At 69.8% G+C, this 25,303-nt stretch carries 40 protein-coding genes; 34 read left to right on the plus strand and 6 right to left on the minus strand.

The genetic code is table 11. The features are described from left to right. The 29 genes from JJI54_RS29865 to JJI54_RS30005 all read left to right on the plus strand — a co-directional run. Positions 1 to 224, plus strand: a 224-nt coding sequence (locus JJI54_RS29865; RefSeq protein WP_456305621.1) for an EF-Tu C-terminal domain-related protein, incomplete at its 5' end; no start/stop codon positions are given. A gap of 33 nt (positions 225 to 257) precedes the next feature. Continuing rightward, the gene (rpsJ, locus tag JJI54_RS29870) at positions 258 to 566 is read left to right on the plus strand and encodes a 30S ribosomal protein S10 (protein ID WP_092961082.1); all 309 of its coding nucleotides are present in this window, start codon (positions 258 to 260) and stop codon (positions 564 to 566) included. Between the two features lie 22 nt (positions 567 to 588). Continuing rightward, on the plus strand, positions 589 to 1,296 hold the full coding sequence (rplC, locus tag JJI54_RS29875) for a 50S ribosomal protein L3 (protein WP_203077090.1): 708 nt from the start codon (positions 589 to 591) through the stop codon (positions 1,294 to 1,296). Between the two features lie 11 nt (positions 1,297 to 1,307). Next, positions 1,308 to 1,952, plus strand: a complete 645-nt coding sequence (gene rplD, locus JJI54_RS29880; protein WP_203077149.1) for a 50S ribosomal protein L4 — start codon at positions 1,308 to 1,310, stop codon at positions 1,950 to 1,952. Beyond that, on the plus strand, positions 1,949 to 2,281 hold the full coding sequence (locus JJI54_RS29885) for a 50S ribosomal protein L23 (protein WP_092961080.1): 333 nt from the start codon (positions 1,949 to 1,951) through the stop codon (positions 2,279 to 2,281). Before rplD ends, JJI54_RS29885 begins: the two co-directional genes overlap by 4 nt. A gap of 4 nt (positions 2,282 to 2,285) precedes the next feature. After that, positions 2,286 to 3,119, plus strand: coding sequence for a 50S ribosomal protein L2 (gene rplB, locus JJI54_RS29890; RefSeq protein ID WP_203077091.1), 834 nt, complete (start codon positions 2,286 to 2,288; stop codon positions 3,117 to 3,119). Positions 3,120 to 3,125: 6 nt separating this feature from the next. Beyond that, positions 3,126 to 3,404: a 30S ribosomal protein S19 gene (rpsS, locus tag JJI54_RS29895; RefSeq protein WP_092961078.1), complete on the plus strand. Its 279-nt coding sequence runs from the start codon at positions 3,126 to 3,128 to the stop codon at positions 3,402 to 3,404. Between the two features lies 1 nt (position 3,405). Further along, positions 3,406 to 3,810 carry a 50S ribosomal protein L22 gene (rplV, locus tag JJI54_RS29900; RefSeq protein ID WP_203077092.1) on the plus strand — a complete coding sequence of 135 codons (405 nt, stop codon included), beginning with the start codon at positions 3,406 to 3,408 and terminating at the stop codon, positions 3,808 to 3,810. Between the two features lies 1 nt (position 3,811). Continuing rightward, positions 3,812 to 4,489 (plus strand): 30S ribosomal protein S3, encoded by a 678-nt coding sequence (gene rpsC, locus JJI54_RS29905; protein WP_092961076.1) that lies wholly within the window; start codon positions 3,812 to 3,814, stop codon positions 4,487 to 4,489. Between the two features lie 13 nt (positions 4,490 to 4,502). Further along, entirely contained in the window at positions 4,503 to 4,931 is a 429-nt protein-coding gene (gene rplP / locus JJI54_RS29910) for a 50S ribosomal protein L16 (protein ID WP_092961075.1), read from the plus strand. Between the two features lies 1 nt (position 4,932). Beyond that, positions 4,933 to 5,148, plus strand: coding sequence for a 50S ribosomal protein L29 (rpmC, locus tag JJI54_RS29915; protein WP_164698146.1), 216 nt, complete (start codon positions 4,933 to 4,935; stop codon positions 5,146 to 5,148). 12 nt (positions 5,149 to 5,160) lie between these two features. Continuing rightward, on the plus strand, positions 5,161 to 5,472 hold the full coding sequence (rpsQ, locus tag JJI54_RS29920; RefSeq protein ID WP_203077093.1) for a 30S ribosomal protein S17: 312 nt from the start codon (positions 5,161 to 5,163) through the stop codon (positions 5,470 to 5,472). Between the two features lie 15 nt (positions 5,473 to 5,487). Continuing rightward, a complete protein-coding gene (rplN, locus tag JJI54_RS29925) occupies positions 5,488 to 5,856 on the plus strand; it encodes a 50S ribosomal protein L14 (RefSeq protein WP_164698148.1) in 369 nt (122 codons plus the stop codon). Between the two features lie 4 nt (positions 5,857 to 5,860). Continuing rightward, a complete protein-coding gene (rplX, locus tag JJI54_RS29930) occupies positions 5,861 to 6,181 on the plus strand; it encodes a 50S ribosomal protein L24 (protein WP_203077094.1) in 321 nt (106 codons plus the stop codon). After that, the gene (rplE, locus tag JJI54_RS29935) at positions 6,178 to 6,870 is read left to right on the plus strand and encodes a 50S ribosomal protein L5 (RefSeq protein ID WP_203077095.1); all 693 of its coding nucleotides are present in this window, start codon (positions 6,178 to 6,180) and stop codon (positions 6,868 to 6,870) included. The genes rplX and rplE overlap by 4 nt, the downstream gene beginning before the upstream one ends. Positions 6,871 to 6,923: 53 nt before the next feature. Further along, a complete protein-coding gene (gene rpsN, locus JJI54_RS29940; protein ID WP_092961069.1) occupies positions 6,924 to 7,229 on the plus strand; it encodes a 30S ribosomal protein S14 in 306 nt (101 codons plus the stop codon). Positions 7,230 to 7,241: 12 nt separating this feature from the next. Next, complete coding sequence (gene rpsH / locus JJI54_RS29945) at positions 7,242 to 7,640, plus strand: 30S ribosomal protein S8 (RefSeq protein WP_164698151.1); 399 nt, start codon at positions 7,242 to 7,244, stop codon at positions 7,638 to 7,640. A gap of 13 nt (positions 7,641 to 7,653) precedes the next feature. After that, positions 7,654 to 8,187, plus strand: a complete 534-nt coding sequence (rplF, locus tag JJI54_RS29950; RefSeq protein WP_203077096.1) for a 50S ribosomal protein L6 — start codon at positions 7,654 to 7,656, stop codon at positions 8,185 to 8,187. Further along, the gene (gene rplR / locus JJI54_RS29955) at positions 8,187 to 8,552 is read left to right on the plus strand and encodes a 50S ribosomal protein L18 (protein ID WP_164698153.1); all 366 of its coding nucleotides are present in this window, start codon (positions 8,187 to 8,189) and stop codon (positions 8,550 to 8,552) included. Before rplF ends, rplR begins: the two co-directional genes overlap by 1 nt. Before the next feature lie 11 nt (positions 8,553 to 8,563). Next, entirely contained in the window at positions 8,564 to 9,205 is a 642-nt protein-coding gene (gene rpsE, locus JJI54_RS29960) for a 30S ribosomal protein S5 (protein WP_203077097.1), read from the plus strand. Next, complete coding sequence (rpmD, locus tag JJI54_RS29965; protein ID WP_164698155.1) at positions 9,198 to 9,386, plus strand: 50S ribosomal protein L30; 189 nt, start codon at positions 9,198 to 9,200, stop codon at positions 9,384 to 9,386. The genes rpsE and rpmD overlap by 8 nt, the downstream gene beginning before the upstream one ends. Before the next feature lie 4 nt (positions 9,387 to 9,390). Then, a complete protein-coding gene (rplO, locus tag JJI54_RS29970) occupies positions 9,391 to 9,876 on the plus strand; it encodes a 50S ribosomal protein L15 (protein WP_203077098.1) in 486 nt (161 codons plus the stop codon). A gap of 161 nt (positions 9,877 to 10,037) precedes the next feature. Then, entirely contained in the window at positions 10,038 to 11,405 is a 1,368-nt protein-coding gene (gene secY / locus JJI54_RS29975; protein ID WP_203077099.1) for a preprotein translocase subunit SecY, read from the plus strand. Continuing rightward, positions 11,402 to 12,052 carry an adenylate kinase gene (locus JJI54_RS29980; protein ID WP_203077100.1) on the plus strand — a complete coding sequence of 217 codons (651 nt, stop codon included), beginning with the start codon at positions 11,402 to 11,404 and terminating at the stop codon, positions 12,050 to 12,052. Before secY ends, JJI54_RS29980 begins: the two co-directional genes overlap by 4 nt. A gap of 280 nt (positions 12,053 to 12,332) precedes the next feature. Further along, a complete protein-coding gene (gene rpsM, locus JJI54_RS29985; protein ID WP_203077101.1) occupies positions 12,333 to 12,710 on the plus strand; it encodes a 30S ribosomal protein S13 in 378 nt (125 codons plus the stop codon). Position 12,711: 1 nt separating this feature from the next. Next, positions 12,712 to 13,116, plus strand: coding sequence for a 30S ribosomal protein S11 (rpsK, locus tag JJI54_RS29990; RefSeq protein WP_092961059.1), 405 nt, complete (start codon positions 12,712 to 12,714; stop codon positions 13,114 to 13,116). A gap of 69 nt (positions 13,117 to 13,185) precedes the next feature. Beyond that, the gene (locus JJI54_RS29995) at positions 13,186 to 14,199 is read left to right on the plus strand and encodes a DNA-directed RNA polymerase subunit alpha (RefSeq protein WP_092961058.1); all 1,014 of its coding nucleotides are present in this window, start codon (positions 13,186 to 13,188) and stop codon (positions 14,197 to 14,199) included. A 30-nt stretch (positions 14,200 to 14,229) separates the two neighbouring features. After that, the gene (gene rplQ, locus JJI54_RS30000; RefSeq protein WP_203077102.1) at positions 14,230 to 14,655 is read left to right on the plus strand and encodes a 50S ribosomal protein L17; all 426 of its coding nucleotides are present in this window, start codon (positions 14,230 to 14,232) and stop codon (positions 14,653 to 14,655) included. Positions 14,656 to 14,796: 141 nt separating this feature from the next. Continuing rightward, positions 14,797 to 16,035 carry an alpha/beta hydrolase family protein gene (locus tag JJI54_RS30005; protein WP_203077103.1) on the plus strand — a complete coding sequence of 413 codons (1,239 nt, stop codon included), beginning with the start codon at positions 14,797 to 14,799 and terminating at the stop codon, positions 16,033 to 16,035. 7 nt (positions 16,036 to 16,042) lie between these two features. Here JJI54_RS30005 and JJI54_RS30010 read toward each other — a convergent pair whose 3' ends face one another. From JJI54_RS30010 to JJI54_RS30035, 6 genes are read right to left on the minus strand one after another with little or no spacing between them, the layout of a single operon-like run. Then, the gene (locus JJI54_RS30010) at positions 16,043 to 16,567 is read right to left on the minus strand and encodes a DUF4166 domain-containing protein (protein WP_203077104.1); all 525 of its coding nucleotides are present in this window, start codon (positions 16,565 to 16,567) and stop codon (positions 16,043 to 16,045) included. Next, complete coding sequence (locus tag JJI54_RS30015; protein ID WP_203077105.1) at positions 16,564 to 17,001, minus strand: thiol-disulfide oxidoreductase DCC family protein; 438 nt, start codon at positions 16,999 to 17,001, stop codon at positions 16,564 to 16,566. The genes JJI54_RS30010 and JJI54_RS30015 overlap by 4 nt, the downstream gene beginning before the upstream one ends. Further along, positions 17,002 to 17,871, minus strand: a complete 870-nt coding sequence (locus JJI54_RS30020) for a DMT family transporter (RefSeq protein WP_203077106.1) — start codon at positions 17,869 to 17,871, stop codon at positions 17,002 to 17,004. It abuts the gene before it with no gap. Continuing rightward, positions 17,872 to 18,852 carry a Bug family tripartite tricarboxylate transporter substrate binding protein gene (locus tag JJI54_RS30025; RefSeq protein ID WP_203077107.1) on the minus strand — a complete coding sequence of 327 codons (981 nt, stop codon included), beginning with the start codon at positions 18,850 to 18,852 and terminating at the stop codon, positions 17,872 to 17,874. 55 nt (positions 18,853 to 18,907) lie between these two features. Continuing rightward, positions 18,908 to 19,882, minus strand: a complete 975-nt coding sequence (locus JJI54_RS30030; RefSeq protein WP_226382243.1) for a tripartite tricarboxylate transporter substrate-binding protein — start codon at positions 19,880 to 19,882, stop codon at positions 18,908 to 18,910. A gap of 49 nt (positions 19,883 to 19,931) precedes the next feature. Next, positions 19,932 to 20,828 (minus strand): TauD/TfdA dioxygenase family protein, encoded by an 897-nt coding sequence (locus JJI54_RS30035; RefSeq protein ID WP_203077108.1) that lies wholly within the window; start codon positions 20,826 to 20,828, stop codon positions 19,932 to 19,934. Between the two features lie 140 nt (positions 20,829 to 20,968). Between JJI54_RS30035 and JJI54_RS30040 the strand changes: the two genes are divergently transcribed. The 5 genes from JJI54_RS30040 to JJI54_RS30060 all read left to right on the plus strand — a co-directional run bounded on the left by JJI54_RS30040 (position 20,969) and on the right by JJI54_RS30060 (position 25,257). Beyond that, positions 20,969 to 22,303 (plus strand): replication-associated recombination protein A, encoded by a 1,335-nt coding sequence (locus tag JJI54_RS30040; RefSeq protein ID WP_203077109.1) that lies wholly within the window; start codon positions 20,969 to 20,971, stop codon positions 22,301 to 22,303. Continuing rightward, entirely contained in the window at positions 22,300 to 22,659 is a 360-nt protein-coding gene (locus JJI54_RS30045; RefSeq protein ID WP_203077110.1) for a fluoride efflux transporter FluC, read from the plus strand. The genes JJI54_RS30040 and JJI54_RS30045 overlap by 4 nt, the downstream gene beginning before the upstream one ends. Before the next feature lie 140 nt (positions 22,660 to 22,799). Next, positions 22,800 to 23,708: a glycoside hydrolase family 16 protein gene (locus JJI54_RS30050; protein WP_203077111.1), complete on the plus strand. Its 909-nt coding sequence runs from the start codon at positions 22,800 to 22,802 to the stop codon at positions 23,706 to 23,708. A gap of 77 nt (positions 23,709 to 23,785) precedes the next feature. Beyond that, complete coding sequence (locus JJI54_RS30055) at positions 23,786 to 24,229, plus strand: helix-turn-helix domain-containing protein (protein WP_203077112.1); 444 nt, start codon at positions 23,786 to 23,788, stop codon at positions 24,227 to 24,229. A 44-nt stretch (positions 24,230 to 24,273) separates the two neighbouring features. After that, positions 24,274 to 25,257: an RluA family pseudouridine synthase gene (locus tag JJI54_RS30060; RefSeq protein ID WP_203077113.1), complete on the plus strand. Its 984-nt coding sequence runs from the start codon at positions 24,274 to 24,276 to the stop codon at positions 25,255 to 25,257. Positions 25,258 to 25,303 lie beyond the last annotated feature (46 nt).

The raw sequence follows: 25,303 nt of genomic DNA on the forward strand, positions 1-25,303 counted from the left end.
CGCCGTTCTTCACGAACTACCGTCCGCAGTTCTACTTCCGGACGACGGACGTGACGGGCATCGTGAAGCTGCCCGAGGGCGTCGAGATGGTGATGCCGGGCGACAACATCACGATGGATGTGGAGCTGATCGCGCCGATCGCGATGGATCAGGGCCTGCGCTTCGCGATCCGCGAAGGCGGCCGCACCGTCGGCGCCGGCGTCGTCGCCCAGATCGTCAAGTAAGCGGCGACGCGAAGGGATACGGGCCAGAGCGCCATGGACAGCCAGAACATCCGCATTCGCCTCAAGGCGTTCGATCACCGCGTGCTCGATGGCAGCACGCGGGAGATCGTCAACACGGCCAAGCGGACGGGTGCGCGGGTGCGCGGGCCCATCCCGCTGCCGACGCAGATCGAGCGTTTCACCGTCAACCGCTCGCCGCATGTCGACAAGAAGTCGCGCGAGCAGTTCGAGATCCGCACGCACCGTCGCCTGCTCGACATCGTCGACCCCACCCCGCAGACCGTGGACGCGCTGATGAAGCTCGACCTCGCCTCGGGCGTGGACGTCGAGATCAAGCTCTGAGCGGCGGGAGAGGACCAGGACCATGCCCGCCCAAGTGGGTCGCACAGGGCTGATCGCCCGCAAGCTGGGGATGACCCGGCTGTTCAATGAGGACGGCTCGACCGTCCCCGTCACCGTCCTGCACCTCGATGAGGTGCGGGTGGTCGCGCAGCGCACGGCCGAGAAGGATGGCTACGTCGCCCTCCAGATCGGTATCGGCCGCGCGAAGCCGAAGAACGTGACGAAGCCGCAGAAGGGCCACTTCGCCAAGGCTGGCGTCGAGGCGCCGCGCAAGACGGTCGAGTTCCGCGTCGCCGACGACGCGGTGCTGGCGCCGGGCGCGAAGCTCTCGGTCGAGCATTTCGTGAAGGGCCAGAAGGTCGACGTCACCGGCGTGACGAAGGGCAAGGGTTTTGCCGGCGCCATGAAGCGCTGGAACTTCTCGGGCCTCGAAGCCTCTCACGGCGTGTCGATCAGCCACCGGTCGCACGGCTCCACGGGCAATCGCCAGGATCCGGGCAAGACCTTCAAGAACAAGAAGATGGCCGGGCATCTCGGCGTCGAGCGCGTGACCACCCAGAACCTGGTGGTCGCCGGTCATGACGCGGAGCGCGGCCTGCTGCTGGTCAAGGGCGCGATCCCGGGTGCCACGGGCAGCTACGTGCTGGTGAAGGACGCGGTGAAGCGCGCCCGCCCGGCCGAGGCGCCGTTCCCCGCCGGTCTGGCGGCCGAAGCCGGGGCGCAGGGGTAATCACCATGGCGATCCAGGTTCCCGTCATCACGCTCGACAACGCCCCCGCGGGCGAGATCGAGCTGCCGGAGGCGCTGTTCGGCGCCGCGCCGCGCGCCGACATCATGGCCCGTGTGGTCCACTGGCAGCTGGCCAAGCGCCGCGCCGGCACCCACAAGGCCAAGGGCATGGGCGAGGTCTCCGGCACGACCAAGAAGCCGTACCGGCAGAAGGGCACGGGTAGTGCCCGCCAGGGCTCGCTCCGTGCGCCGCAGTACCGCAAGGGCGGCGTCGTGCATGGCCCCGTCGTGCGCAGCCACGAGTACAGCCTGAACAAGAAGGTCCGGCGCCTCGGCCTGATCAGCGCGCTCTCCGCCAAGCAGGCGGCGGGCAAGCTGGTCGTGCTCGATGCCGCGGCGGCCGGCGAGGGTGCGAAGACCGCGGCGCTTGCCGCCCAGCTGAAGAAGCTCGGCTGGACCAGCGCGCTCGTCGTGGATGCGACGGTGGATGAGGGTTTCGCCCGCATCACCCGCAACATCCCGAAGGTGCAGGTGATGCCGACGGTCGGCGCCAATGTGTACGACATCCTGAACCATGACGTGCTCGCGGTGACGCGCGCCGGCGTGGAGGCCCTGTCGGCGCGCCTGAACGGCACGGCCAAGGAGTCCGCGGAATGAGCGAGACCGCAACCAAGCCGCGCGGCGTGCAGCTGTCTGCGGAGCGCGTCTACCAGGTCATCCTGTCGCCGGTGGTGACGGAGAAGGCGACGCGCCTGAACGAGGCCAGCCAGGTCACCTTCAAGGTGACGACGGATGCGACCAAGCCCGAGATCAAGGCGGCGGTCGAGAAGCTGTTCAACGTCAAGGTCGAGGCGGTGAACACGCTGGTCATGAAGGGCAAGACCAAGCGGTTCCGCGGCCGTCCCGGCCAGCGTTCCGATTGGAAGAAGGCGGTGGTGACGCTCCAGGCGGGCCAGACCATCGACCTCACGACGGGGCTTGCGTGACGCCATGGCATTGAAGAACTTCAACCCGGTCACCCCCTCGCTGCGCGCGACCGTCCTCGTGGACCGGTCGGAGCTGTGGAAGGGCAAGCCGGTCAAGGGCCTGACCGAGGGCAAGCCGCATTCCGGCGGCCGCAACAACCTCGGCCGCACGACGGTCCGGTTCCGGGGCGGCGGACACAAGCAGTCCTACCGCATCGTGGACTTCAAGCGCCGCAAGTTCGACGTCGCCGCGACGGTCGAGCGCCTGGAATACGACCCCAACCGGTCGGCCTGGATCGCGCTGCTGAAGTACGCCGATGGCGAGCTGTCCTACATCATCGCGCCGCAGCGCCTGAAGGCGGGCGACACGGTGATCGCGAGCGAGCGCGCCGACATCAAGCCGGGCAATGCGATGCCGTTGGCCAACATCCCCGTGGGCACGATCGTGCATTGCGTGGAGATGAAGCCGGGCGCCGGTGCCAAGGTGGCGCGCGCCGCCGGCACCTATTGCCAGCTGGTCGGCAAGGATGCGGGCTACGCGCAGGTCAAGCTGATGTCCGGGGAGCTCCGCCTGGTGCGCTCCGAGTGCATCGCGACGATCGGCGCCGTGTCCAACCCGGACAACAGCAACCAGCAGATCGGCAAGGCCGGCCGCATGCGGTGGATGGGCTTCCGCCCGCACAACCGCGGCGTCGTCATGAACCCGGTCGACCACCCGCATGGTGGTGGTGAAGGCCGGACCTCCGGCGGTCGCCACCCGGTCACCCCGTGGGGCAAGCCCACCAAGGGTGCCAAGACCCGCAACAACAAGCGCACGGACCGGCTCATCGTCCGGCGCCGTAACGCGACGAAGGGCTGATCGGCGATGTCGCGCAGCGTCTGGAAGGGGCCGTTCGTCGACGGCTACCTGCTCAACAAGGCAGAGGCGGCCCGTGGTTCGGGGCGGAACGAGATCATCAAGATCTGGTCCCGCCGCAGCACGATCCTGCCGCAGTTCGTCGGCCTGACCTTCGGCGTCTACAACGGGAAGAAGTTCATCCCGGTGCAGGTGAACGAGAACATGGTGGGCCACAAGTTCGGCGAGTTCTCGCCGACGCGGACCTTCACCGGCCACTCGGCCGACAAGAAGGCCAAGCGGGGCTGACATGAGCAAGCCGAAGCACGAGCGCGGTCTCGAGGAGACCGAGGCGCAGGCGATCACGAAGAACATTCGTGTCAGCCCGCGCAAGCTGAACCTGGTGGCGGGGCTGATCCGCGGCCGCACGGCGCAGGACGCCGTCGCGACGCTGATCTTCTCCAAGCGCCGCATCGCCCAGACCGTCCGCAAGACGCTGGAGAGCGCCATCGCGAACGCCGAGAACAACCACAGCCTGAACGTCGACCGCCTGGTCGTCACCAAGGCCGAGGTTGGTCGCGCCGTCGTCATGAAGCGCTTCCACGCCCGCGGCCGCGGTCGTTCGGCGCGCGTCGAGAAGTGGTTCAGCCATCTCAAGATCGTGGTGGCCGAGCAGACGGTGCAGGCGCCGGCGGCACAGCAGGAGGCCGCGTAACATGGGTCACAAAGTCAATCCGATCGGGCTCCGGCTCGGCATCAACCGCACCTGGGACAGCCGCTGGTTCGCCAGCGCCGACTATGCGCGGATGCTGCATGAGGACCTGAAGCTCCGGAAGACGCTGCGCGACCGGCTGAAGGGCGCGGGCGTGTCCCGCGTGGTGATCGAGCGTCCGGCGAAGAAGCCCCGCGTGACGATCCATGCCGCCCGCCCGGGCGTCGTGATCGGCAAGAAGGGCGCGGACATCGAGAACCTGCGCAAGGACCTGGCGAAGATGGCCGGGGCCGAGGTCTCGCTGAACATCGTCGAGATCCGCAAGCCGGAGATCGACAGCACGCTGGTCGCGGAGAGCATCGCGCAGCAGCTGGAGCGCCGCGTGGCCTTCCGCCGCGCGATGAAGCGCGCCGTGCAGTCCGCCATGCGCCTCGGCGCCGGCGGCATCCGCATCAACTGCTCCGGCCGTCTGGGCGGGGCGGAAATTGCGCGCATGGAGTGGTACCGCGAGGGCCGCGTGCCCCTGCACACGCTGCGCGCCGACATCGATTTCGGCACCGCGACGGCGAAGACGACCTATGGCACCTGCGGTGTGAAGGTCTGGATCTTCAAGGGCGAGGTGATGGCCCACGATCCGATGGCGCAGGACAAGCGCGCCGCGGAACAGGCCCCGCAGCGCTGAGGAATGACGTGACATGCTGCAGCCGAAGCGGACTACTTACCGAAAGGCCCATAAGGGCCGCATCAAGGGCGTCGCCAAGGGCGGCTTCACGCTGACCTTCGGCGGGTTCGGCCTGAAGGCGCTGGAGCCCGAGCGGGTGACCGCGCGCCAGATCGAGGCGGCCCGCCGCGCGATCACGCGTGCGATGAAGCGCCAGGGGCGCGTGTGGATCCGGATCTTCCCGGATGTGCCCGTCTCCACCAAGCCGGCCGAGGTCCGGATGGGCTCGGGCAAGGGCGCGCCCGAATACTGGGTGGCACGGGTGAAGCCGGGCCGCATCATGTTCGAGCTGGACGGCGTTTCCAACGACATCGCGCGCGAGGCTCTCGCGCTCGGTGCCGCGAAGCTGCCGATCAAGACGAAGATCGTGACGCGCCTCGGCGCTTCGCCGGCGGAGGCCTGAGATGGCTGAGACCAAGATCGCGGACGTCCGGGCCAAGTCCCCGGACGAGCTGCAGGAGATGCTGGTGGGCCTTCGGAAGGAGCAGTTCAACCTGCGCTTCCAGCGGGCGACCGGCCAGCTCGAGGCGACGGGCCGCATCAAGCAGGTGCGGCGCGACATCGCGCGGGTGAAGACGATCATGGCCGAGCGCACCCGCGCTGCGGCGAAGCAAGCTTAAGGGGGCCGGACGATGCCGAGGCGCGTCCTCACGGGCCGGGTGGTCAGCGACAAGACCGACAAGACGGTGACCGTCCTTGTCGAGCGTCGCGTGATGCATCCGCTCTACAAGAAGTTCATCCGGCGCTCGAAGAAGTATGCCGCGCATGACGAAGCCAACCTGTGCAAGGAAGGCGATGTCGTGTCGATCGAGGAGTGCCGCCCGATCAGCAAGACCAAGACCTGGCTGGTCGTGGTGCGGAACGGCGCCGCCGTCGAACGGCCGGAGGGCTTCTCGGCCCCCGTCGTCGCCGACACGCCCGCGACGCAAACGGCCGCGGTCTGAGGCCGGGAGCAGGACATGATCCAGGTCGAATCCAACCTCGACGTCGCCGACAATTCCGGTGCGCGCCGCGTCCAGTGCATCAAGGTGCTGGGCGGGTCGAAGCGGAAGACGGCGTCGGTCGGCGACGTGATCGTCGTTTCCATCAAGGAAGCGATCCCGCGCGCCAAGGTGAAGAAGGGTGAGGTGCATCGCGCCGTCATCGTCCGCACGGCCTATCCCGTGCGGCGCATCGACGGTTCCGCGATCCGCTTCGACAACAACGCCGCCGTGCTGATCAACAAGCAGGGCGAGCCGATCGGCACCCGCATCTTCGGACCGGTCGTGCGCGAATTGCGCGGCAAGAAGTTCATGAAGATCATCTCGCTGGCGCCGGAGGTCCTGTAAGGCCATGGCCGCTAAGATCAAGAAGGGCGACCGGGTCCAGGTCCTGGCCGGTCGCGACAAGGGCAAGCGCGGTGACGTCATCCGCGTGGTGCCCGAGGAGAACCGCGCCTTCGTGCAGGGCGTGAACATGGTGAAGCGCCACACCAAGCCGCAGGGCATGGGCAAGCCGGGCGGCATCGTCGAGAAGGAGGGTCCGATCGACCTCTCCAACCTGGCGCTGCTGGACCCGAAGTCCGACAAGCCCACGCGGGTTGGCTTCAAGGTGCTTGAGGATGGCCGCAAGGTTCGCGTGGCCAAGGCCTCCGGCGAGGTGATCGACCGATGAGCGATTCGAAGAAGGGCGGCAAGGGCGCGAAGCCCGCCGCGAAGAAGCCCGCCGCCGGCGCGCCGGCGAAGGGCGAGCAGCGGGTCGCCCCCGCGGCGGCCGCCGCCGTCGCCAAGGCCGGCCCCGCGGCCGCGTCGCCGGAGACGGCGCCGCGCCTGCGCAAGTTCTACGACGAGGTCGTCATCAAGCGCCTGTCCGACGAATTCGGCTACGCGAACCCGATGCAGGTTCCGAAGCTCGAGAAGATCGTCATCAACATGGGCGTGGGCGAGGCCGCGGGGGACCAGAAGAAGCTGGACGCCGCCGTGTCCGACCTGATGGCGATCGCGGGCCAGAAGCCGGTGAAGACCAAGGCCCGCAAGGCCATCGCGGGCTTCAAGATCCGCGAAGGCCAGGCGATCGGCTGCAAGGTCACGCTGCGCAAGGCGCGGATGTACGAGTTCCTCGACCGCCTGGTGACGATCGCGCTGCCGCGCGTGCGTGACTTCCGCGGTATTCCTGGTAATCGTGGCTTCGACGGCCGTGGCAACTACGCCATGGGCCTGAAGGAGCAGATCGTGTTCCCCGAGATCAACTACGACAAGGTGGACACGATCCGCGGCATGGACATCCAGTTCGTGACGACCGCGAAGACCGACAAGGAAGCGAAGGCCCTGCTGAAGGCGTTCGAGCTTCCTTTCGCCAACTGATTTTGGAAAACCGCCGGGCACGGCCCGGCAGGTTCCGGAGGGTTTAAGACGGCATGGCCAAGACCTCGTCTGTCGAGAAGAACAAGCGTCGTGAGAAGCTGTCGAAGCTGCACGCCGGGAAGCGCGCTGCCCTCAAGGGCATCGTGATGGACCGGACGCTGCCGGTGGAAGACCGCTTCGAGGCGACGCTGAAGCTCGCGCAGCTCCCCCGCAACGGTGCGAAGAACCGCGTTCGCCTGCGTTGCGAGCTGACCGGTCGTCCCCGCGGCAACTACCGCAAATTCAAGCTCTGCCGGAACCAGCTCCGGGAGATGGCCAACACCGGCCAGATCCCCGGCCTGGTCAAGGCGAGCTGGTAAGGAGGGCCGCGAATGTCGCTGTCCGATCCGCTGGGTGACCTGCTCACCCGCATCCGCAATGCGCAGCGCGCGCGGCAGAGCCGCTGCGTGGCGCCTGCCTCCAAGCTGCGTGAGAACGTGCTCGAGGTCCTGAAGCGCGAAGGCTACATCCGCGGCTGGTCCACCGAACAGGTGCGCGCCGGCGTGAAGGTGATCAGCATCGAGCTGAAGTATTCCGAGGGCGAGCCCGCCATCAAGGAGATCGCGCGCGTGTCGAAGCCCGGCCGCCGCGTCTATTCCAAGATCGCGGAGCTGCCGAAGTTCTACTCCGGCCTCGGCATCTCGATCCTGTCCACGCCGAAGGGCGTGATGAGCGACAATGAGGCTCGCACCGCCAATGTTGGCGGCGAAGTCCTCTGCCGCGTGTTCTGACGGGAGGGAAGATATGTCTCGCGTCGGAAAATACCCGGTTCCCGTTCCTGCCGGCGTCCAGGTGGCGCTGCAGGGCCGCACCGTGGTCGCCAAGGGCAAGAATGGCGAGCTGAAGCTCGACCTGACGGACGAGGTCGATGTGACCATCGAGTCCGGCACGGTCGCGGTGGCGCCGCGTGGTGAGGACCGCCGGTCCCGCACCATGTGGGGCACGACCCGCAGCCTGATCCAGAGCATGGTGACGGGCGTCTCCACGGGCTTCACGAAGAACATGGAGATCACTGGTACCGGCTATCGCGCGGCGGTGCAGGGCAAGGACCTGGTCCTGGCGCTCGGCTACAGCCACGAGATCAAGTACGCGATCCCGGCGGGCATCAAGATCACCTGCGAGAAGCCGACCTCCATCAAGGTGGAAGGCGCCGACAAGCGCCAGGTCGGTCAGGTTGCGGCGGAGATCCGCGCGTATCGCGGCCCCGAGCCCTACAAGGGCAAGGGCGTCCGGTACACGGACGAGGTGATCCTCCGGAAGGAGGGTAAGAAGAAGTAATGGCCGACAAGAAGCTCGCACTGACGGAGCGCCGCCGTTCGCGGCTGCGCTACCAGCTCAAGCAGAAGTCCGGCGGCCGCCCGCGGCTGTCCGTCTTCCGTTCCGGCAAGCACATCTACGCCCAGGTGATCGACGACAAGCAGGGCCGCACGGTCGCTGCCGCGTCCTCGCTCGAGAAGGCGATGCGCGAGGAGCTGAAGACCGGTGCCGACCGCGATGCGGCGACGGCGGTGGGCAAGCTGGTGGCGGAGCGTGCGCTCGCCGCCGGCGTGACCGAGGTGGTGTTCGACCGTGGGCCGTATATCTACCACGGCCGCGTCAAGGCGCTCGCGGAGGCTGCCCGCGAGGGCGGCCTGTCGTTCTGAGGAGTTCGGGTATGGCACGGGAACCGCGGAGCGGCGGCGAAGGTGGCGGCGAGGGCGGTGATCGCCGTCGTGGCCGGGGCCGGGATCGGAACAACGAGAACCGGCAGGAGCGCCAGGACGGCGACGAGCTGAAGGACAAGCTGGTCACCATCAACCGCGTGGCCAAGGTGGTGAAGGGCGGTCGCCGCTTCAGCTTCGCCGCCCTGGTCGTGGTGGGTGACCAGAAGGGCCGCGTGGGCTGGGGCGCCGGCAAGGCGCGCGAGGTGCCGGAGGCGATCCGCAAGGCGACGGAGCGTGCCAAGCGTGGCATGATCCGCGTGCCGATGCGCGAGGGTCGCACCCTGCATCACGACCAGGTCGGCGAATTCGGCGCGGGTCGCGTGATCCTGCGCGCGGCGCCCGCCGGTACCGGCATCATCGCCGGCGGTCCGATGCGCGCGGTGTTCGAGACTCTGGGCATGGGCGACGTCGTCGCCAAGTGCACCGGCACGACGAACCCGCACAACATGGTCAAGGCGACCTTCGCCGCGCTGGGCAAGTGCACCAGCCCGCGGGCGGTCGCGGCGCGGCGTGGCAAGAAGGTCTCCGACCTGCTGGGCCCGCGCAAGGACGCGGCGGCCGATGGCGCCGCGGCGGAGGGCGCGAATGTCTGAGAGCAAGAAGACCGTGAAGGTGACCCAGACCGGGTCGCCGATCGGTCGCAAGCCCGGCCAGCGTGAGACGCTGATCGGGCTCGGGCTGAACAAGATCCGTCGGTCGAGCGAGCTGGAGGATACCCCCGCGGTCCGCGGGATGATCCGCAAGGTCGCGCACCTGGTGAAGGTGGAGGGCTGATCCGATGAAGCTGAACGAGATCCGCGACAACGAGGGCGCCCGCCCGAAGTTCAAGCGCGTCGGCCGCGGCATCGGCTCCGGCAAGGGCAAGACCTCCGGCCGCGGCGTGAAGGGTCAGAAGGCGCGCACCGGCGTGCGGCTGAACGGGTTCGAGGGCGGCCAGCTCCCGATCTATCGCCGCCTGCCGAAGCGGGGCTTCGTGAACCTCTTCCGCAAGCTCTACGCGCCGCTGAACCTGGGTTCGCTCGACAAGGCGATCGCCGATGGCCGCCTGCCGGCCGAAGGCGCGATCGACGAGGCGATGCTGCAGGCGGCCGGCGTGGTGCGTTCGTCGCAGAAATATGCCGGCGTGCGCCTGCTCGGCACGGGTGAGATCACCCGCGCCGTGACGATCACCGTCTCCGGTGCCTCCGCCGCGGCGATCGCCGCGGTCGAGGCCAAGGGTGGCAAGGTGACCGTGCTCGGCGCCGAGGCGGCGGCCGAAGGCTGACCGGATGGCCCGGCGCGCGCCATCCGGCGTGGCGGCGGGCGCCGTGTGGCCCTTGCACCTGCGGGGGCGGGGCCGCACATTGATGGGGGTTGCGGAACGGCGTCCCGGGTCTGCCTTTGGGCGGGCCCCGGTGGCGCCGTTGTCGTGAGGAGGGATCGCGTATGGCGTCCGCCGCCGAACAGCTTGCGGCCAATCTGAACCTGGGCGTGCTCGCCAAGGCGACGGAGCTGAAGAACCGGCTCTGGTTCACGCTGGGTGCGTTGCTGGTGTACCGGATCGGCTCCTATGTGCCGGTGCCCGGCATCGATGCCGCCGTGATGGGCGAGCTCCTGCAGCAGATGGGCGGCGGGATCCTCGGCATGTTCGACATGTTCACCGGCGGGTCGCTGGGGCGCATGACGATCTTTGCCCTCAACATCATGCCCTACATCTCGGCCTCCATCATCGTGCAGCTGATGACGGCGGCGATCCCGTCGTGGGAGGCGCTGAAGAAGGAAGGCGAGTCGGGGCGGAAGAAGCTCAACCAGTACACCCGCTACCTGACGCTGGTGATCGCCATCTTCCAGGCCTACGGCATCGCGGTCGGCCTCGAGTCGCTGCGCGGCAGCTTCGGCTCCGCCGTGCATGATCCGGGCTGGTTCTTCCGCATCGCCTGCGTGATCACGCTGGTCGGCGGCACCATGTTCCTGATGTGGCTGGGCGAGCAGATCACCGCGCGCGGCGTGGGCAACGGCATCAGCCTGATCATCTTCGCGGGCATCGTGGCCAACCTGCCGCATGCGCTGGCCAGCACGCTGGAACTCGGCCGCACCGGCGCACTGTCCACCTTCTTCATCATCTTCTTCCTGCTGGTGGCGCTGGCCGTCATCGCCTTCGTGGTGTTCGTGGAGCGCGCGCAGCGCCGCATCCCCGTGCAGTACCCGAAGCGCCAGGTCGGCAACCGGATGTTCGGCGGCGAGAACACCCACCTGCCGCTGAAGCTGAACACCGCCGGCGTCATGCCGCCGATCTTCGCCTCCTCCCTCCTGCTGCTGCCCGCGACCTTCGCGGCCTTCCAGACGGACCGGGCGAGCGACTCGTGGCTGACGGACATCACCAACCTGCTGGCGCATGGCCAGCCGCTCTACATGGCGCTGTACCTGGCGCTGATCGTCTTCTTCGCCTTCTTCTACACGGCGGTGGTGTTCAACCCGCAGGAGACGGCGGACAACCTGCGCAAGTATGGCGGCTTCGTCCCCGGCATCCGGCCGGGCCAGCCGACGGCGCAGTATTTCGACCGGGTGCTGACCAGGCTGACGGCGGTGGGGGCGATCTACCTGTCCATCGTCTGCCTGCTGCCCGAACTTCTCATTGCGAATTACGGCGTCCCCTTCTACTTCGGCGGCACCTCTCTGCTCATCATCGTGTCCGTCACCATGGACACGGTGGCGCAGGTGCAGTCGCATCTCTTCGCGCACCAGTATGAGGGGCTGATCAAGAAGGCCCGGCTGGGTGGCCGCGGCACACAACCGGGGGGACGTGGACGATGAGGCTGATCCTGCTGGGGCCTCCCGGCGCCGGGAAGGGGACGCAGGCCAAGCGGCTGGAGGAGCGGTACAGCATCTCCCAGATCTCGACCGGCGACATGCTGCGGGCCGAGGTGAAGGCGGGCTCCCCCATCGGGCTGGAGGCCAAGGCGATCATGGAGCGGGGCGACCTGGTCCCCGACGCCATCATCACGGCGATGCTGGCGGCCCGCGTCTCCACCCCCGCCAGCGCCAAGGGCTTCATCCTGGATGGCTTCCCGCGCACGGTCCCGCAGGCCCAGGCGCTGGACCAGATGCTGGCCGAGAAGGCCATGCCGCTGGACCATGTGATCGAGCTGAAGGTGGACGACGCCGCGCTGGTCGAGCGCATCGCCGGCCGCTTCACCTGCGCCAAATGCGGGGAAGGCTACCACGACACCTTCAAGCAGCCGGCCCAGCCGGGTGTTTGCGACGCCTGCGGGGGGACCGAGTTCACCCGCCGGGCGGATGACAAGGCGGAGACGGTGGCCGCCAGGCTCGATGCCTATCACCGGCAGACCTCGCCGCTGCTGCCGCACTACGCGGCGCAGGGGAAGCTCCGCCAGGTCGATGGCATGGCAGAGATGGATGAGGTGACGCGGCAGATCGCCGCGGTGCTCGGGGCGGGTTGAGCACGGGCGCTTGACTCCCCCGGCGGCGCCGGTGTAACCCCCCGCGCCTGCGGTCCGGGGTTCACCCCGGCCGCTCTTTGCCGTTGCAAACTTGGACCAAGACGGTCGCGCCAGCCAAGGCTGGCGCGCTCCACCGCCCCGGCGGTCCGGTTTGAGTGTTTCTCGGGCCCGCCGGCCCGGTGTGATCGTCCCCCATCGCAGGATGGGGATTTGGGTTCCAGCGGGCCGCGTGCCCGATGTTTTGAGAAGCGGGCTCCGGCCCGATGAGGAGAGAGGCACCGTGGCGCGCATCGCCGGCGTGAACATCCCAACCAACAAGCGGGTGCTCATCTCGCTTCGCTATATCTTTGGCATTGGCCCCTCCAACGCCAAGGTCATCTGCAACCAGCTCGGCATTCCCGACGACCGTCGCGTGAACCAGCTGACGGATGACGAGATCCTCAAGATCCGCGAGCTGATCGACCGCGAATACCGCGTCGAGGGCGACCTGCGGCGTGAAGAGGCGATGAACAAGAAGCGCCTGATGGACATGGCCTGCTACCGCGGCCTGCGCCATCGCAAGGGGCTTCCCGTCCGCGGCCAGCGCACGCACACCAATGCGCGCACCCGCAAGGGCAAGGCGGTCGCGATCGCCGGCAAGAAGAAGGTGACGAAGTAAGATGGCCCGCGAACCCCGCGCCGGCGCCGGCCAGCGGCCGCGCAAGAAGGAACGGAAGAACATCTCTTCCGGCGTCGCCCATGTGCTGGCGTCCTTCAACAACACCGTCGTGACCATCACCGACGCGCAGGGCAATGCCATCGCGTGGTCGTCCTCCGGCAGCCAGGGCTTCAAGGGCAGCCGCAAGAGCACGCCCTACGCCGCCCAGGTTGCCGCCGAAGACGCCGGCAAGAAGGCCCGCGAGCATGGCATGGAGACGCTGGAGATCCAGGTCTCCGGCCCCGGCTCGGGCCGCGAATCCGCGCTCCGCGCGCTGCAGGCCGTGGGCTTCTACGTCACCGCGATCCGGGACGTGACGCCCATCCCGCACAATGGCTGCCGTCCCCGGAAGCGCCGCCGCGTCTGAGGACGCAGCTGCTGCCGCGGCGCGCCTGATCGCAGGCGCGCCCCTCCGGGCCGGGCAAGGGAAAAGACCGTGATCGAGAAGAACTGGCGTTCGCTGATCGAGACCAAGAAGGACGTCGAGCTCGGGTCCGATCCGACCCGCGTGGCGACGATCGTGGCGGAGCCGCTGGAGCGCGGCTTCGGCATGACGCTTGGCAACGCGCTGCGCCGCATCCTGCTGTCGTCCCTCCAGGGCGCGGCCGTGACGGCCATCCGCATCGACGGCGCGCTGCATGAATTCAGCAGCCTCCAGGGCGTGCGCGAGGACGTGACGGACATCGTCCTGAACGTGAAGCAGCTGGCCGTGCGCATGCAGGGCGATGGCCCGAAGCGCCTGCAGCTGACCGCGACCGGCCCCGGAGAGGTCACCGCCGGCCAGATCCAGACGACCGGCGACATCGAGATCTCGAACCCGGACCTGGTCATCTGCTCCCTCGATGACGGCGCCCGCCTGTCCATGGAACTGACCGTGGACACGGGCAAGGGCTACGTCCCCGCCAGCGAGAACCGGCCCGAGGATGCGCCGATCGGCCTGATCCCGATCGACGCCATCTACTCCCCGGTCCGCCGCGTGGCCTACCAGGTGCAGCCGACCCGCGTCGGCCAGAAGACCGACTACGACAAGCTGGTCCTGACGGTCGAGACCGATGGCACCGTCTCCCCGGAGGATGCGGTCGGCATCGCCGCGCGCATCCTGCAGGAGCAGCTGCAGCTCTTCATCAACTTCGAGGAGCCGCGCCAGCGCGTGGTGGAGGAGATCCGCGACGATCTCCCCTTCAACCGCAACCTGCTGCGCAAGGTGGACGAGCTGGAACTGTCGGTCCGTTCGGCGAACTGCCTGAAGAACGACAACATCGTCTATATCGGCGACCTGGTGCAGAAGACGGAGCAGGAGATGCTCCGGACCCCGAATTTCGGCCGCAAGTCGTTGAACGAGATCAAGGAGGTCCTCGCCTCCATGGGTCTCGGCCTGGGGCTCACCGTCCCGGGCTGGCCGCCCGAGAACATCGAGGACCTCGCGAAGAAGCTCGAGGAGCCCTTCTGAGGGCGCCCCGGGAAGTAAGGAAACAGGACCATGCGTCACGGCGTTGCCGGCCGTAAGCTCGGCGTCACCTCCAGCCACCGCGTTGCCATGCTCCGCAGCATGGCGACCGCGCTGCTCAAGCACGAACAGATCAGCACGACGCTGCCGAAGGCGAAGGAGCTGCGCCCCTATGTCGAGCGCATCATCACGCTCGGCAAGCGCGGCGACCTGCATGCCCGCCGCCAGGCCTATGCCCAGGTGCGCGACCCGAAGGTGGTGGACAAGCTCTTCACCACCATCGCGGATCGCTACAAGGGCCGCGCCGGCGGCTACACCCGCGTCCTGAAGGCCGGCATGCGCTACGGCGATGCCGCCGACATGGCGATCATCGAGTTGATCGACCGCGACCCCGCCGCCAAGGGCCTCGACAGCGGCCCGGTGGCGGAGCAGGCGGAGAGCGAGGCGGACGCGGCGTAAGCCGCTTCTGCATCGACGGGATACGGGAAGGGCGCCGCGAGGCGCCCTTTTTCGTGGCCGCCCCACGACAAGCTCGACAAAGCTCGACTTGCCGGCCCGCCCCCCGCGGCGCATCCAGCGGGGGCAGGAGACCACGGCGCCATGATCCGAGACTTTCGCCGCCGGGCGCTGATGGGCGCGGGCCTCGCCGCCCTCGGCGCCGGCGCGGCCCGCGGCCAGAGCACGCCCTTCGCGACCGGGGCCGGCATCCGCCCGATCGGGCGCTATGACCTCGATCGCCTGGCGCGGATCACCGGGCCGGAACTGCGCGCCTTCATGGCGTCCTCCACCCTGCCTTCGGCCTATGAGGGGCGCTTCCCCCCGCCGCGCCATGCCGTGGACCTCTTCCAGGTCACCTACCGTTCCGTGGTGCCGGAGCGCGGCAATGCCCCCACCATCGCCTCCGGGCTGGTGGCGCTGCCCGATTCCGGCGCGCGGCAACTGCCGCTGCTCTCCTACCAGCACGGCACGGTGTTCGACCGCGGCTACGTCCCCTCCAACCCCGATGCCTCGATGGAGACGCGGCTGATGCTCGCGGCCTTCGCGTCGCAGGGCTACGCGGTCATGGGGGCCGATTATTTCGGGCGCGGCGCCTCCACCCTGCCGGACAGCTACCTGGTCGCGGGCAGCACGCGCCAGGCGAATCTCGACATGCTGCTGGCGACGCGGGACCTGCTGGCCGCGCGCGGCATCGGCGTGACGCGCTTCTTCCTCAGCGGCTGGTCGCAGGGGGGCTGGGTGACGATGCAGCACCTGCGCAACCTGGAGCGGCACGGATTGGCGCCCCGCGCGGCCGCCGTGGCCAGCGCGCCGGTGGACATCTACCTCACCATGAACCGCTGGATGGGCAATCCGCAGCCCGTGGACGCGGTGTACCTGCCCGGCGTCGTCGCCATCCAGATGGGCGCGCAGGCGCATTACCACCGGCAGGACGGGCTGCTGGAGGCCGCGCTCCCCCCCGCCTTCGTCGCGCCCTCCCGCGCCCTGCACGCCAGCGCGATGGCGTGGGAGGATTTCCTGGCCGCCACCACGCCGCGGCTGGCGGATTTCATCCGGCCGGAATTCCGCGCGACCGGCGCCGCCGGCGATGCGCCCTACTGGCAGGTGCTGCGCGCGGCGGAGGCCTATCAGTGGAAATCGGCCACGCCGCTCCGCGTCTATACGGGCGGACAGGACGAGGTGACGCCCCGCAGCGTCGGCGGGCTGCCGGAGGCGACGCAGCGCCTGCTTGGCGGGGCGCCGGTGCGGACGATCGATGCCGGCGACCGGGCGGATCACCGGGCCGTCTTCGTGCATGGGATCCTGGACCAGAAGCCCTGGTTCGACGCCATGCTGGCCTGATCGCCGGTCAGCCGGGCTCCAGCCACCCGCGGTACCGCACGACCCGCCCGAGGCCCAGCGGCAGCCGCACCTGCACATCGAAGCGGAAGCGCCCCGCCGCGTCCTCGCCCTCCACCGCGTCGCCAAGGGGCGCCAGGGCCAGGGGCAGGGGCACGCCCAGCAGCCGCCACCCCCGCACCACCACGCGCAGCCCGGCGGCATCCGCCGGCACGGCGATGCGGAAGGCGAAGGGGCCGAACCGCTCCTCCAGCCCCGCCGCGCCCAGCGCCATGCGGCTGCGGAAGCGCTTGCCGGCGAAGTCGCGCATCCAGGCCTCGCCATCCGCATCGGCCGCGATGGACACGCGCACGGGCACGCGCGCGGCGGCGGCGGGGAAGCCGACGAACCAGGCCGCGATCCGCGCCAGCACGCCCTGCGGCCCCTCGACCTCGGCCTCCCCGGCGAAGGTCCCGCCCGCATGCAGCCGGCGCACCGCCGCGGGCAGCGCCGCGTAGGCGTCCGGCCCCAGCACCGCGGCGAACAGCGCGCTCACTCCTCCCGCGCGACGTGGCGGCGCAGTTCCGGCCCCGGGATCATGCAGGTCTCCGTCTTGCCGAACAGCCGGTAGCGGTTGCGCGCGATGCGGTCATAGACCCAGTCCCGCAGCCCCTTCGGCACATGCCGCAGGTGGCGTGCCCAGCCGTAGCGGGGCAGGCGCGCCAGCACCTGGATGGCGGCGTCGGACTTCATGTAGGCGGTGCCGTCGATCACCACGGCATTGCTCTCCGGCATCACCGGGTCGATCCCGAGCAGCCCGGCCATCCGCGTGCCCAGCGGGTCCTGCACGGCGGTGAACCTGAAGCGGGCCTCCGGATCGCGCGCGGCGACGAAGCGGAAGGCCGCGGAGCAGATCACGCAGACCCCGTCATACAGCACCGTCCCGTCCGCGATGCCCTGCACCGGCTTCGGCGCCCAGCGATCCGCCATTCACGCCCCCTTCCGCGCGTCGCGCAGCTCCATCCGCGTCAGCCAGAACCCTGCCGCGATGATGACCGCGGCGCCCACCAGCATGAGCGGTTCCGGCACCTCCCCGAAGAAGATCCAGCCGAAGAGGATGCCCCACAGGATCATCGCGTATTGCCAGGGCACCACGACCGGCGCCGGCGCCAGGGCCAGGGACCGCGTCACCGCCAGATGCGCCGCGACGCCGACGACGCCGAGCGACATCAGCAGGATCGCGTCCACCCACGCCACCGGCACCCAGGTGAAGGGCGCCATCACCAGGCCGAACAGCAGCGCGCCCAGCATCTGGTAGGTCGCGAGCACGCGGGCGGAGGTGCCGCGCAGCGCGCGGGTGGACATCAGGTAGCCCGAATAGACCACGACGCCGAAGATCGCGATCGCCATGGGCTTCCACCCGGCATCCAGCCCCGCGCCCAGCGTCAGCATCACGCCCACGAAGCCCAGCACCACGGCGCCGAAGCGCCAGCGGTCCAGATGCTCGCCGAGGAAGAGGGCGGAGGCCACGGCGACGAAGATCGGCGTCGCCATCCAGAAGGCCATGGTATCCGCCAGCGGCATCATGGAGACGGCCCAGTAGAAGCAGGCCACCTCCACCGTGCCGAAGACCACGCGCATCACCTGCAGCCCCGGCCGCTTCGGCTGCAGCAGCGGCGCCGCGCCTTCCCGCACCAGCAGCGGCGCCAGGATCAGCAGCGCCGCGATGCTGCGCAGCACCAGCACCTGGCTGACGGAATAGGTCGCCATCAGCCATTTGCCGAGCACGTCGTTCAGCGAGAAGCCGAGCACGGCCGCCGACATCAGCGCGATGCCGGCGAGGTTGTCGCGGGCTGCCACCTATTCGGCGCGGATATTCGCCTCGCGCACCAGGGTCGCCATGGCCTCGCGTCCCTCCCGCACGAAGGTCGCGAAGGCCTCGGGGCTGGTCGCCTGCGGCACGCAGCCGATCTGCACCAGGCGCTGGCGGATGGTGGGCTCCGCCACCGCCTCCGTCAGCGCGGCCGACAATTGCCGCACCACGGCGGGCGGCGTCGCGGCCGGGCCGAAGAAGCCGGCCCATTCATTGCTGTCGAAGCCGGCATAGCCGCTCTCATGGATGGTCGGCACATCCGGCCGGCTCTCGACACGCTCCAGCGTGCCGACGGCCAGGAACCGCGCCCGCCCCGCATCCACCACCGGCCCGGCCGAGACCAGCGTGGTGAAGACGGCGTCGATGGCGCCGCTCGCCAGGTCCTGCGCCGCGGCCGATCCGCCGCGATAGGGGACGTGCACCACCTCGATCCCCGCCCGGCGGGAGAAGGCCGCCAGGCCCAGATGCCCCGCCGTCGCATTGCCCTGCGTGCCGACCGTGAGGACGCCCGGCCGCGCCTTCGCCGCCGCCACGAACTCCGCCAGCGTGCGCGCCGGGAAGTCGTTCTTCACCGCGACGGCGGAGGGGAAGGACACGACCAGCGAGATCGGCGTGAAGGCCGTGGCGTAGTCGAAGGGCAGGCCCCGCAGCAGCGACGGGTTCACGATGTGGCTCGACGCATCCCAGAGGAAGGTGTGGCCGTCATTGCTGCGCGCGACCTCGCCGCCCCCGAGGCTGCCGCTCGCCCCCGTCCGGTTCTCCACCACGAAGCCCTGGCCGAGCCGTTCGCCCATGCGCGGCGTAATGACGCGCGCCGCGCTGTCCGCCGCGCCGCCGGCGGCGAAGGGCACGATCAGCCGGATGGACCGGCTGGGCCAGGCGGCCTGGGCCCAGGCGGGGTTGAGCAGGGCAGGGGAGGCCAGCGTAAGGCCGGCAGCCCCCAGCAGGGCACGGCGGGACATCGTCATGGCGGCGTTCTCCGGGCTTTCGTTGCGCGGGAGATCGGCCCGCGCGCGGCCGCGGTCAACCCACCTCGATCCGCGTCTCCCGCACCAGCCGTGCCATCGCGTCGCGCTGCTCCGCGACGTAGCGCGCGAAGTCGCCGGGCGAGGAGCCGACGGGGAAGGCGCCCAGCGCCTCCAGCCGCTGCCGCACGCCGCCATCCGCCAGCGCGCTGAGGGCCGCCGCGTGCAGCCGCTCCGTCACCGCCGGCGCCAGCCCGGCCGGCGCATAGAGGCCGTTCCACTCGTTCAGTTCGTACCCCGGGAAACCCTGTTCCGCGACGGTCGGCACATCGGGCAGGGAGGAGATGCGGGCAGCGGTGCTGACGGCGATCGCCCGGATGCGCCCCTCCCGCGCCAATTGGACGGAGGACGACACCGTACCGAAGACGAAAGCGATCGCGCCGCCCATGAGGTCCGCCAGCGCCGGCGTGCCGCCGCGATAGGGCACGTGCTGGATGTCCAGCTCCGCCCGCGCCGCGAAGAGCGCCGCCGCCAGGTGCGCCGCCGTGGCATTGCCGGAGGAGCCGTAGGAAAGCTGCCCCGGCCGCGCCTTCACATAGGCCACGAATTCCTGCAGCGTCCGCACCGGCAGCGCGGCATTCACCACCAGCAGCTGCGGCAGCACCACCACCTGGCTGATCGGCGTGAAGGCGGTGGCGTAGTCGAAGGTCAGCCCCCGCAGCAGTGCGGGATTCACGGTATGCGCCATGGCGTCGATCATGATGGTGTGGCCATCCGGGGCGCTCCGCGCCACCTCCGCCGCGCCGATCGACCCGCCCGCGCCGGCGCGGTTCTCCACCACGATGGGCTGGCCCAGGAACTGCCCCATCGGCGCGCCCAGCAGCCGGGAGGTGGTGTCCACACCACCGCCCGGCGGATAGGGCGCGATCAGCCGGATGCTGCGCGCGGGCGCCCATTGGGCGCTGGCCTGGCGCGCCACCAGCGGCGCGGCCAGCAATCCGAGCGCCGCGCGGCGCCCCAGGCTTCCAGACATGGCATCCTCCATCGGCTTGGCGCGGAGAATGCCACCCCTCAAGGGGCCCTCACAGGGGCTGGTCGAGCGTCGGCGCGGAATCCTTCACCGTCACGCGCCGCATGTCGCGGGGGTGGCGCGTATCCGCGAAGGGGCGGGCGCGGTGCATGGTGCAGCGGTTGTCCCACATCACCAGGTCATTCTGGCGCCAGCGATGGCGATAGACGAACTCCCGCTGCGTCGCATGCTCCGCCAGGTCCCGCACCAGGCACATCGCCTCCGGCACCGGCCAGCCATGCAGCCGGCCGATATGGGCCGAGAGGTACAGGGACAGCCGCCCCGACCCCGGATGCCGCCGCACCAGCCGCTGCGGCACGGGGGCGAATTTGTGCCGCTCCTCCTCCGTGAAGGCCTCGAAGCCCAGCGTGCCGCGGGAGAAGATCAGGCTGTGGTCCGCGACCAGCCCCAACAGCTCCGCCTGCTGCGCCGCCGGCAGCGCATCCCAGGCCGCGCGCATATCGGCGAATTCGGTGTCGCCGCCCTCCGGCGGGATGATTCGGGCATGCAGCGCCGAATACTTGGCCGGCGTCGGCTTGAAGCTGCTGTCGCTGTGCCACAGCCGGTTGCCGAGGTTGAACATCCGCCGCCGGTCATCCGCCGCCAGCAGCTGGCCCTTCTCGTCCAGGTTGGAGATGTCGTTCATCCGCGCATGCTTCAGGCGCTGCTTGTGCAGGTCGATGGTGCCGGTGTTCTCCTCCATCTGGCCGAAATGCTCGATGAAGCGGATCTGCTGGTCGTCATCGATGTCCTGGCCGCGGAAGACCAGCACGGCGTGCTCGTCCATCGCCGCCTCGATCGCTGCCGCGTCCTCGGGCGAGAGCGGCTGTCGCAGGTCGATCCCCTCGACCTCCGCGACGAAGAGGGGGTGCAAGCGCGTCACGCGCAGCGCCGACAGGGTCGCGCCCATGGCCTGGTCTCCTCCGCCCGGGGTCGTGATGCCCCGTGGTCCTGGCCGGGATGATCGGCCGGGCGGCGCCGCGCGTCCAGCCACGCAGCCGTGTCGCGCCACCCGTGGCCCGGCTGCCGCGGCGGCGCTAGGCTCGCGCGATGGCCGCCCGCCCCCCCGACCTCTTCGGCACCCAGGAAGACACCCCGCGCCCGGAGGCCCCGCCCGGCCCGCGCCCGCTGGCCGATCGCCTTCGCCCGAAGGTGCTGGCGGAGGTCGTCGGCCAGGACCATCTCGTGGGCCCCGACGGCACGCTCACCGGCATGCTCGGCCGGGGATCGCTCTCCTCCATCATCCTCTGGGGCCCGCCCGGCGTCGGCAAGACGACCATCGCGCGCCTGCTCGCCCAGCGCGCCGGCCTCTCCTTCGTGGCGCTCTCCGCCGTCTTCTCCGGCGTCGCCGACCTCAAGCGCGCCTTCGACGAGGCCCGAGCCCGCCGTTCCAATGGCCGCGGCACCCTGCTGTTCGTGGATGAGATCCACCGCTTCAACCGCGCCCAGCAGGATGGCTTTCTGCCCGTTGTCGAGGACGGCACCGTCACGCTCGTCGGCGCCACCACCGAAAACCCCTCCTTCGCCCTCAACGGCGCGCTGCTCTCCCGCTGCCAGGTCCTCGTCCTCAAGCGCCTCGACGAGGCCGCGCTCATGCTGCTGATGGACCGCGCGGAGGCAGAGGAGGATCGCGCGCTGCCCCTCACGCCCGAAGCCCGCGCCTCGCTCGCCGCCATGGCCGATGGCGATGGCCGCTACCTCCTCAACATGGTGGAACAGCTGCTGGCCCTGCCGCCGGGCGGCGATGCGCTCGACCCCGGCGCGCTCGCCACCCTGCTGGCCAAGCGCGCCGCGCTCTACGACAAGGACCGGGAGGAGCACTACAACCTCATCTCCGCGCTTCACAAATCCATGCGCGGTTCCGATCCCGACGCCGCCCTCTACTGGTTCGCGCGCATGCTCACGGGCGGCGAGGATCCGCGCTACATCGCCCGCCGCCTGCTGCGCTTCGCCAGCGAGGATGTCGGCATGGCCGATCCCCGCGCCATCCAGATCGCGATGGCGGGCTGGGAAGCCTATGAACGCCTCGGCAGCCCGGAGGGCGAACTCTCGCTCGCCCAGGTCGTCGTCCACCTGGCGACGGCGCCCAAATCCAACGCGCTCTACACCGGCTTCAAGGATGCGCTGCGTGCGGCGAAGGAGACGGGAAGCCTGATGCCGCCGGCCAATATCCTCAACGCGCCGACGAAGCTGATGAAGGAACTCGGCTACGGCGAGGGCTACGAATACGACCATGATGCGGAGGATGGCTTCTCCGGCGCCGATTACTGGCCGCAGGGCATGAAGCCCGCGCGCTTCTACCACCCGACCGAACGGGGCGCGGAAGCCGCCGTCGCCGCGCGCATGGCGGAATGGCAGCGGCTGCGTGCCCGGAAGCGCCGATGACGCTGCCGAACGTGCTGCTCGTGTCGCTCGGCGGCGGCGCCGGCTCCGTGCTCCGCTACTGGCTCTCCACGCTCGCCATCACCCATCTCGGCACGGCGTTTCCCTGGGGGACGCTCGGCGTGAACATCGCCGGCAGCGCCGCCATCGGCGTGGCCGCCGGCCTCGGCCTGCAGGGGGAGGCACGGCTGCTGCTCGTCACCGGGCTGCTCGGCGGCTTCACCACCTTCTCCGCCTTCAGCCTGGAAACCGGCGCGCTGTTCGAACGCGCCTGGTGGCTCGCGGCGCTCTACGTGCTGGCTTCCGTGGGGCTCGGGCTCGCTGCATTTGCGGTCTGTTACGCTCTCCTCAAGAAGTAACGAATCAACTGCAAGTCGAAACCGCCACCCCGGCGCTTTGAACCGCTGTCGAAGCACAAGCGGCATTGTCCTCTACACGCGGCGGTGAGTAGAACCCTTCCACCCCTGGGGGTCCCAATTTGCTGGAAGGGACCATAACGATGGCCGACTTCTCCACCGTGTTCTTTGATGACTTCAACGGCGGTTCCGTGGACCGTGGCACCTGGCGCACGCTCTATTCGGGCGAATACGGCAATGGCGCCTTCGCCTGGACTCCGGGCCAGGTCAGCGTGCATAGCGGCATCCTCGACGTCTCCATCGAACGCCAGGGCGGCGGCTGGGTGGCGGGCGGCCTTTCCACCATCCCCGAGGGCCAGACCTACGGCTCCTACGAATTCCGCGCGCGGATCGAGGAAGGGCAGGGCACCGCCGGCGTCATCCTCCTCTGGCCCAGCAACAACACCTGGTCGGATGAGGTGGACATCGTCGAGACCCATCGCGGCGACCGGCAGGGCTTCGCCTTCACCAACCACGGCACGCCGTGGGAGACGCAGTACATCAACACCGATGTCGCGGACTGGCACACCTATCGCCTGGACTGGACGCCGGGAAACCTGACGCTCTACGTCGATGGCCAGCAGGTCGGCCGCATGACGAATGACGTGCCGGACCAGCCCATGTCCTTCGGCATCCAGGGCCATGTCCTGTCCGACAGCGAATGGTGGTATGGCGGCGGCCCCAACGGCTCCACGCCCGGCGAGGTGAATATCGAGGTCGATTGGGTCCGCGTCTCCGCCTACACGCCCGGCCAGGGCGATGGCGCCACGCCCCCGGCCCCCGCGCCAGTGGCCGCACCGGTGGTCGAGGCCGTGGTGGACACCGTGGTCGATCCGGTGGTGGAGATCGTGGACAGCGTGCTGCCCGACCTCGTCGCCAGCCCCGCCGCGCCGGTCGTGGCCGACCTCGACGACCCCTGGGCCGCCTTCCGGGTGAACGGCCAGGTCGATTGGGCCGCGGCCGCGGCGCATGTGACTTCGAACTACGAAGCCACCGGCCAGTGGTTCATCTGAACCGCCGCCAGCCCATCCCGACCCCTTCCGAAAGCCCTCTCCCCCCCGCGGGGGGAGAGGGTTGGGCGAGGGGAGCCGTGCCCGAACCGGGCCCCGGCCTGGCGCGTGCCGCCGCCACGCTGCGGCCCGGCCTGCTGCCCGCCGGCCCCGGCCAGGCCGCCTCCGCCGACCTCCATGTGGGCCGGAAGCTGCGGGAGGCCCGCATCCAGCGCGGCCTCTCCCTCGCCGAGCTCGCGGCGGCGCTCGGCGTCTCCACCGCCCAGGCGCGGAAATACGAGGCCGGGCGCAACGCCATCCCCGCCACGCGCCTGCCCGCGCTGGCCGCCTGCCTCGGCGTCGATCTCGGCTGGTTCTTCGAAGGGCTGCACACCGAACAGCGCGTCGGCCCCTATCGCCCGCTGCTGCCGACGCGGCCGCGCATGCTGCTGGACCTGGTCCGTGCCTCCGATGCGCTGCCCGATGCGGGCCTCGCCGCGCTCTGCGCCGCCGCCCGGGCCTTCGCCGGGGATGCGCAGGGCTGATCGGCGGGTGCCAAGCCGGGGCTTCGTGCTACACCCCGGCCACCATGACCGTGCAGCTCCGCAAAGTTTCCGCCGACGAGAACGACACCAGGCTCGACCGCTGGCTCAAGCGCCACGTGCCGGCGCTGACCCAGGGGGCGCTGCAGAAGATGCTGCGCACCGGCCAGATCCGGGTGGAGGGCAAGCGGGCGGAGGCCAATACCCGCCTGCTCGCCGGCCAGGAAGTCCGCATCCCGCCGATCACGGAAAACCCGCTCGCGAAACTCCCGCGCGCGCCGAAGCCGGTGGATGAGCGGGACGCCAAGGCGCTGGAGCGCATGGTGATCTACAAGGACCATGAGGTCCTGGTGCTGGACAAGCCGCATGGCCTGCCCGTGCAGGGCGGCCCCAACATCACCAAGCACCTGGATGGCATGCTCGATGCCCTGAAGTTCGAGGCCGAGGACCGCCCCCGCCTGGTGCACCGGCTGGACCGTGATACGTCGGGCGTGCTGGTCCTGGCCCGCACCGTGGGCGCCGCCGCCAAGCTCGCCGCCGCCTTCCGCGGCCGGGACGTGGAGAAGACCTACTGGGCCATCGTCATCGGCGAACCCACGCCGCCGGCGGGGCGGATCGAGATGGCGCTGGCCCGCACCGGCGGCCCGCGCGGCGAACGCACCGTGCCCGCCGAGCCCGGGGACCGAGAGGCCGCCCGCGCCAGCACCGATTTCCGCATCCTGGACGCCGTGCGCCGCCGCGCCGCCTGGCTGGAGATGAAGCCGCTGACCGGCCGCACCCACCAGCTGCGCGTCCATGCGGCGGAGGCGCTGGGCTGCCCGATCCTGGGCGATGGCAAGTATGGCGGCCAGGCCGCGCATCTGGAGGGGCTGCCGAACCAGCTCCACCTCCATGCCCGCGCGCTGCGCCTGCCGCACCCCGCGGGCGGGATGCTGGAGGTGGCGGCACCCCTGCCGCCCCATATGAAGGAGAGCTTCGCCTTCCTGGGGTTCGAGGTGCCGCGCACGCCCAAGCCGCGGCGCGGCGCCTGAACAGTCCGCGGCGCGGCGCCTGAACAGTCCGCGGCGCGGCGCCTGA

The sequence above is a fragment of the Falsiroseomonas ponticola genome (assembly GCF_016805305.1).
GTDB classification, from domain to species: Bacteria; Pseudomonadota; Alphaproteobacteria; order Acetobacterales; family Acetobacteraceae; genus Falsiroseomonas; species Falsiroseomonas ponticola.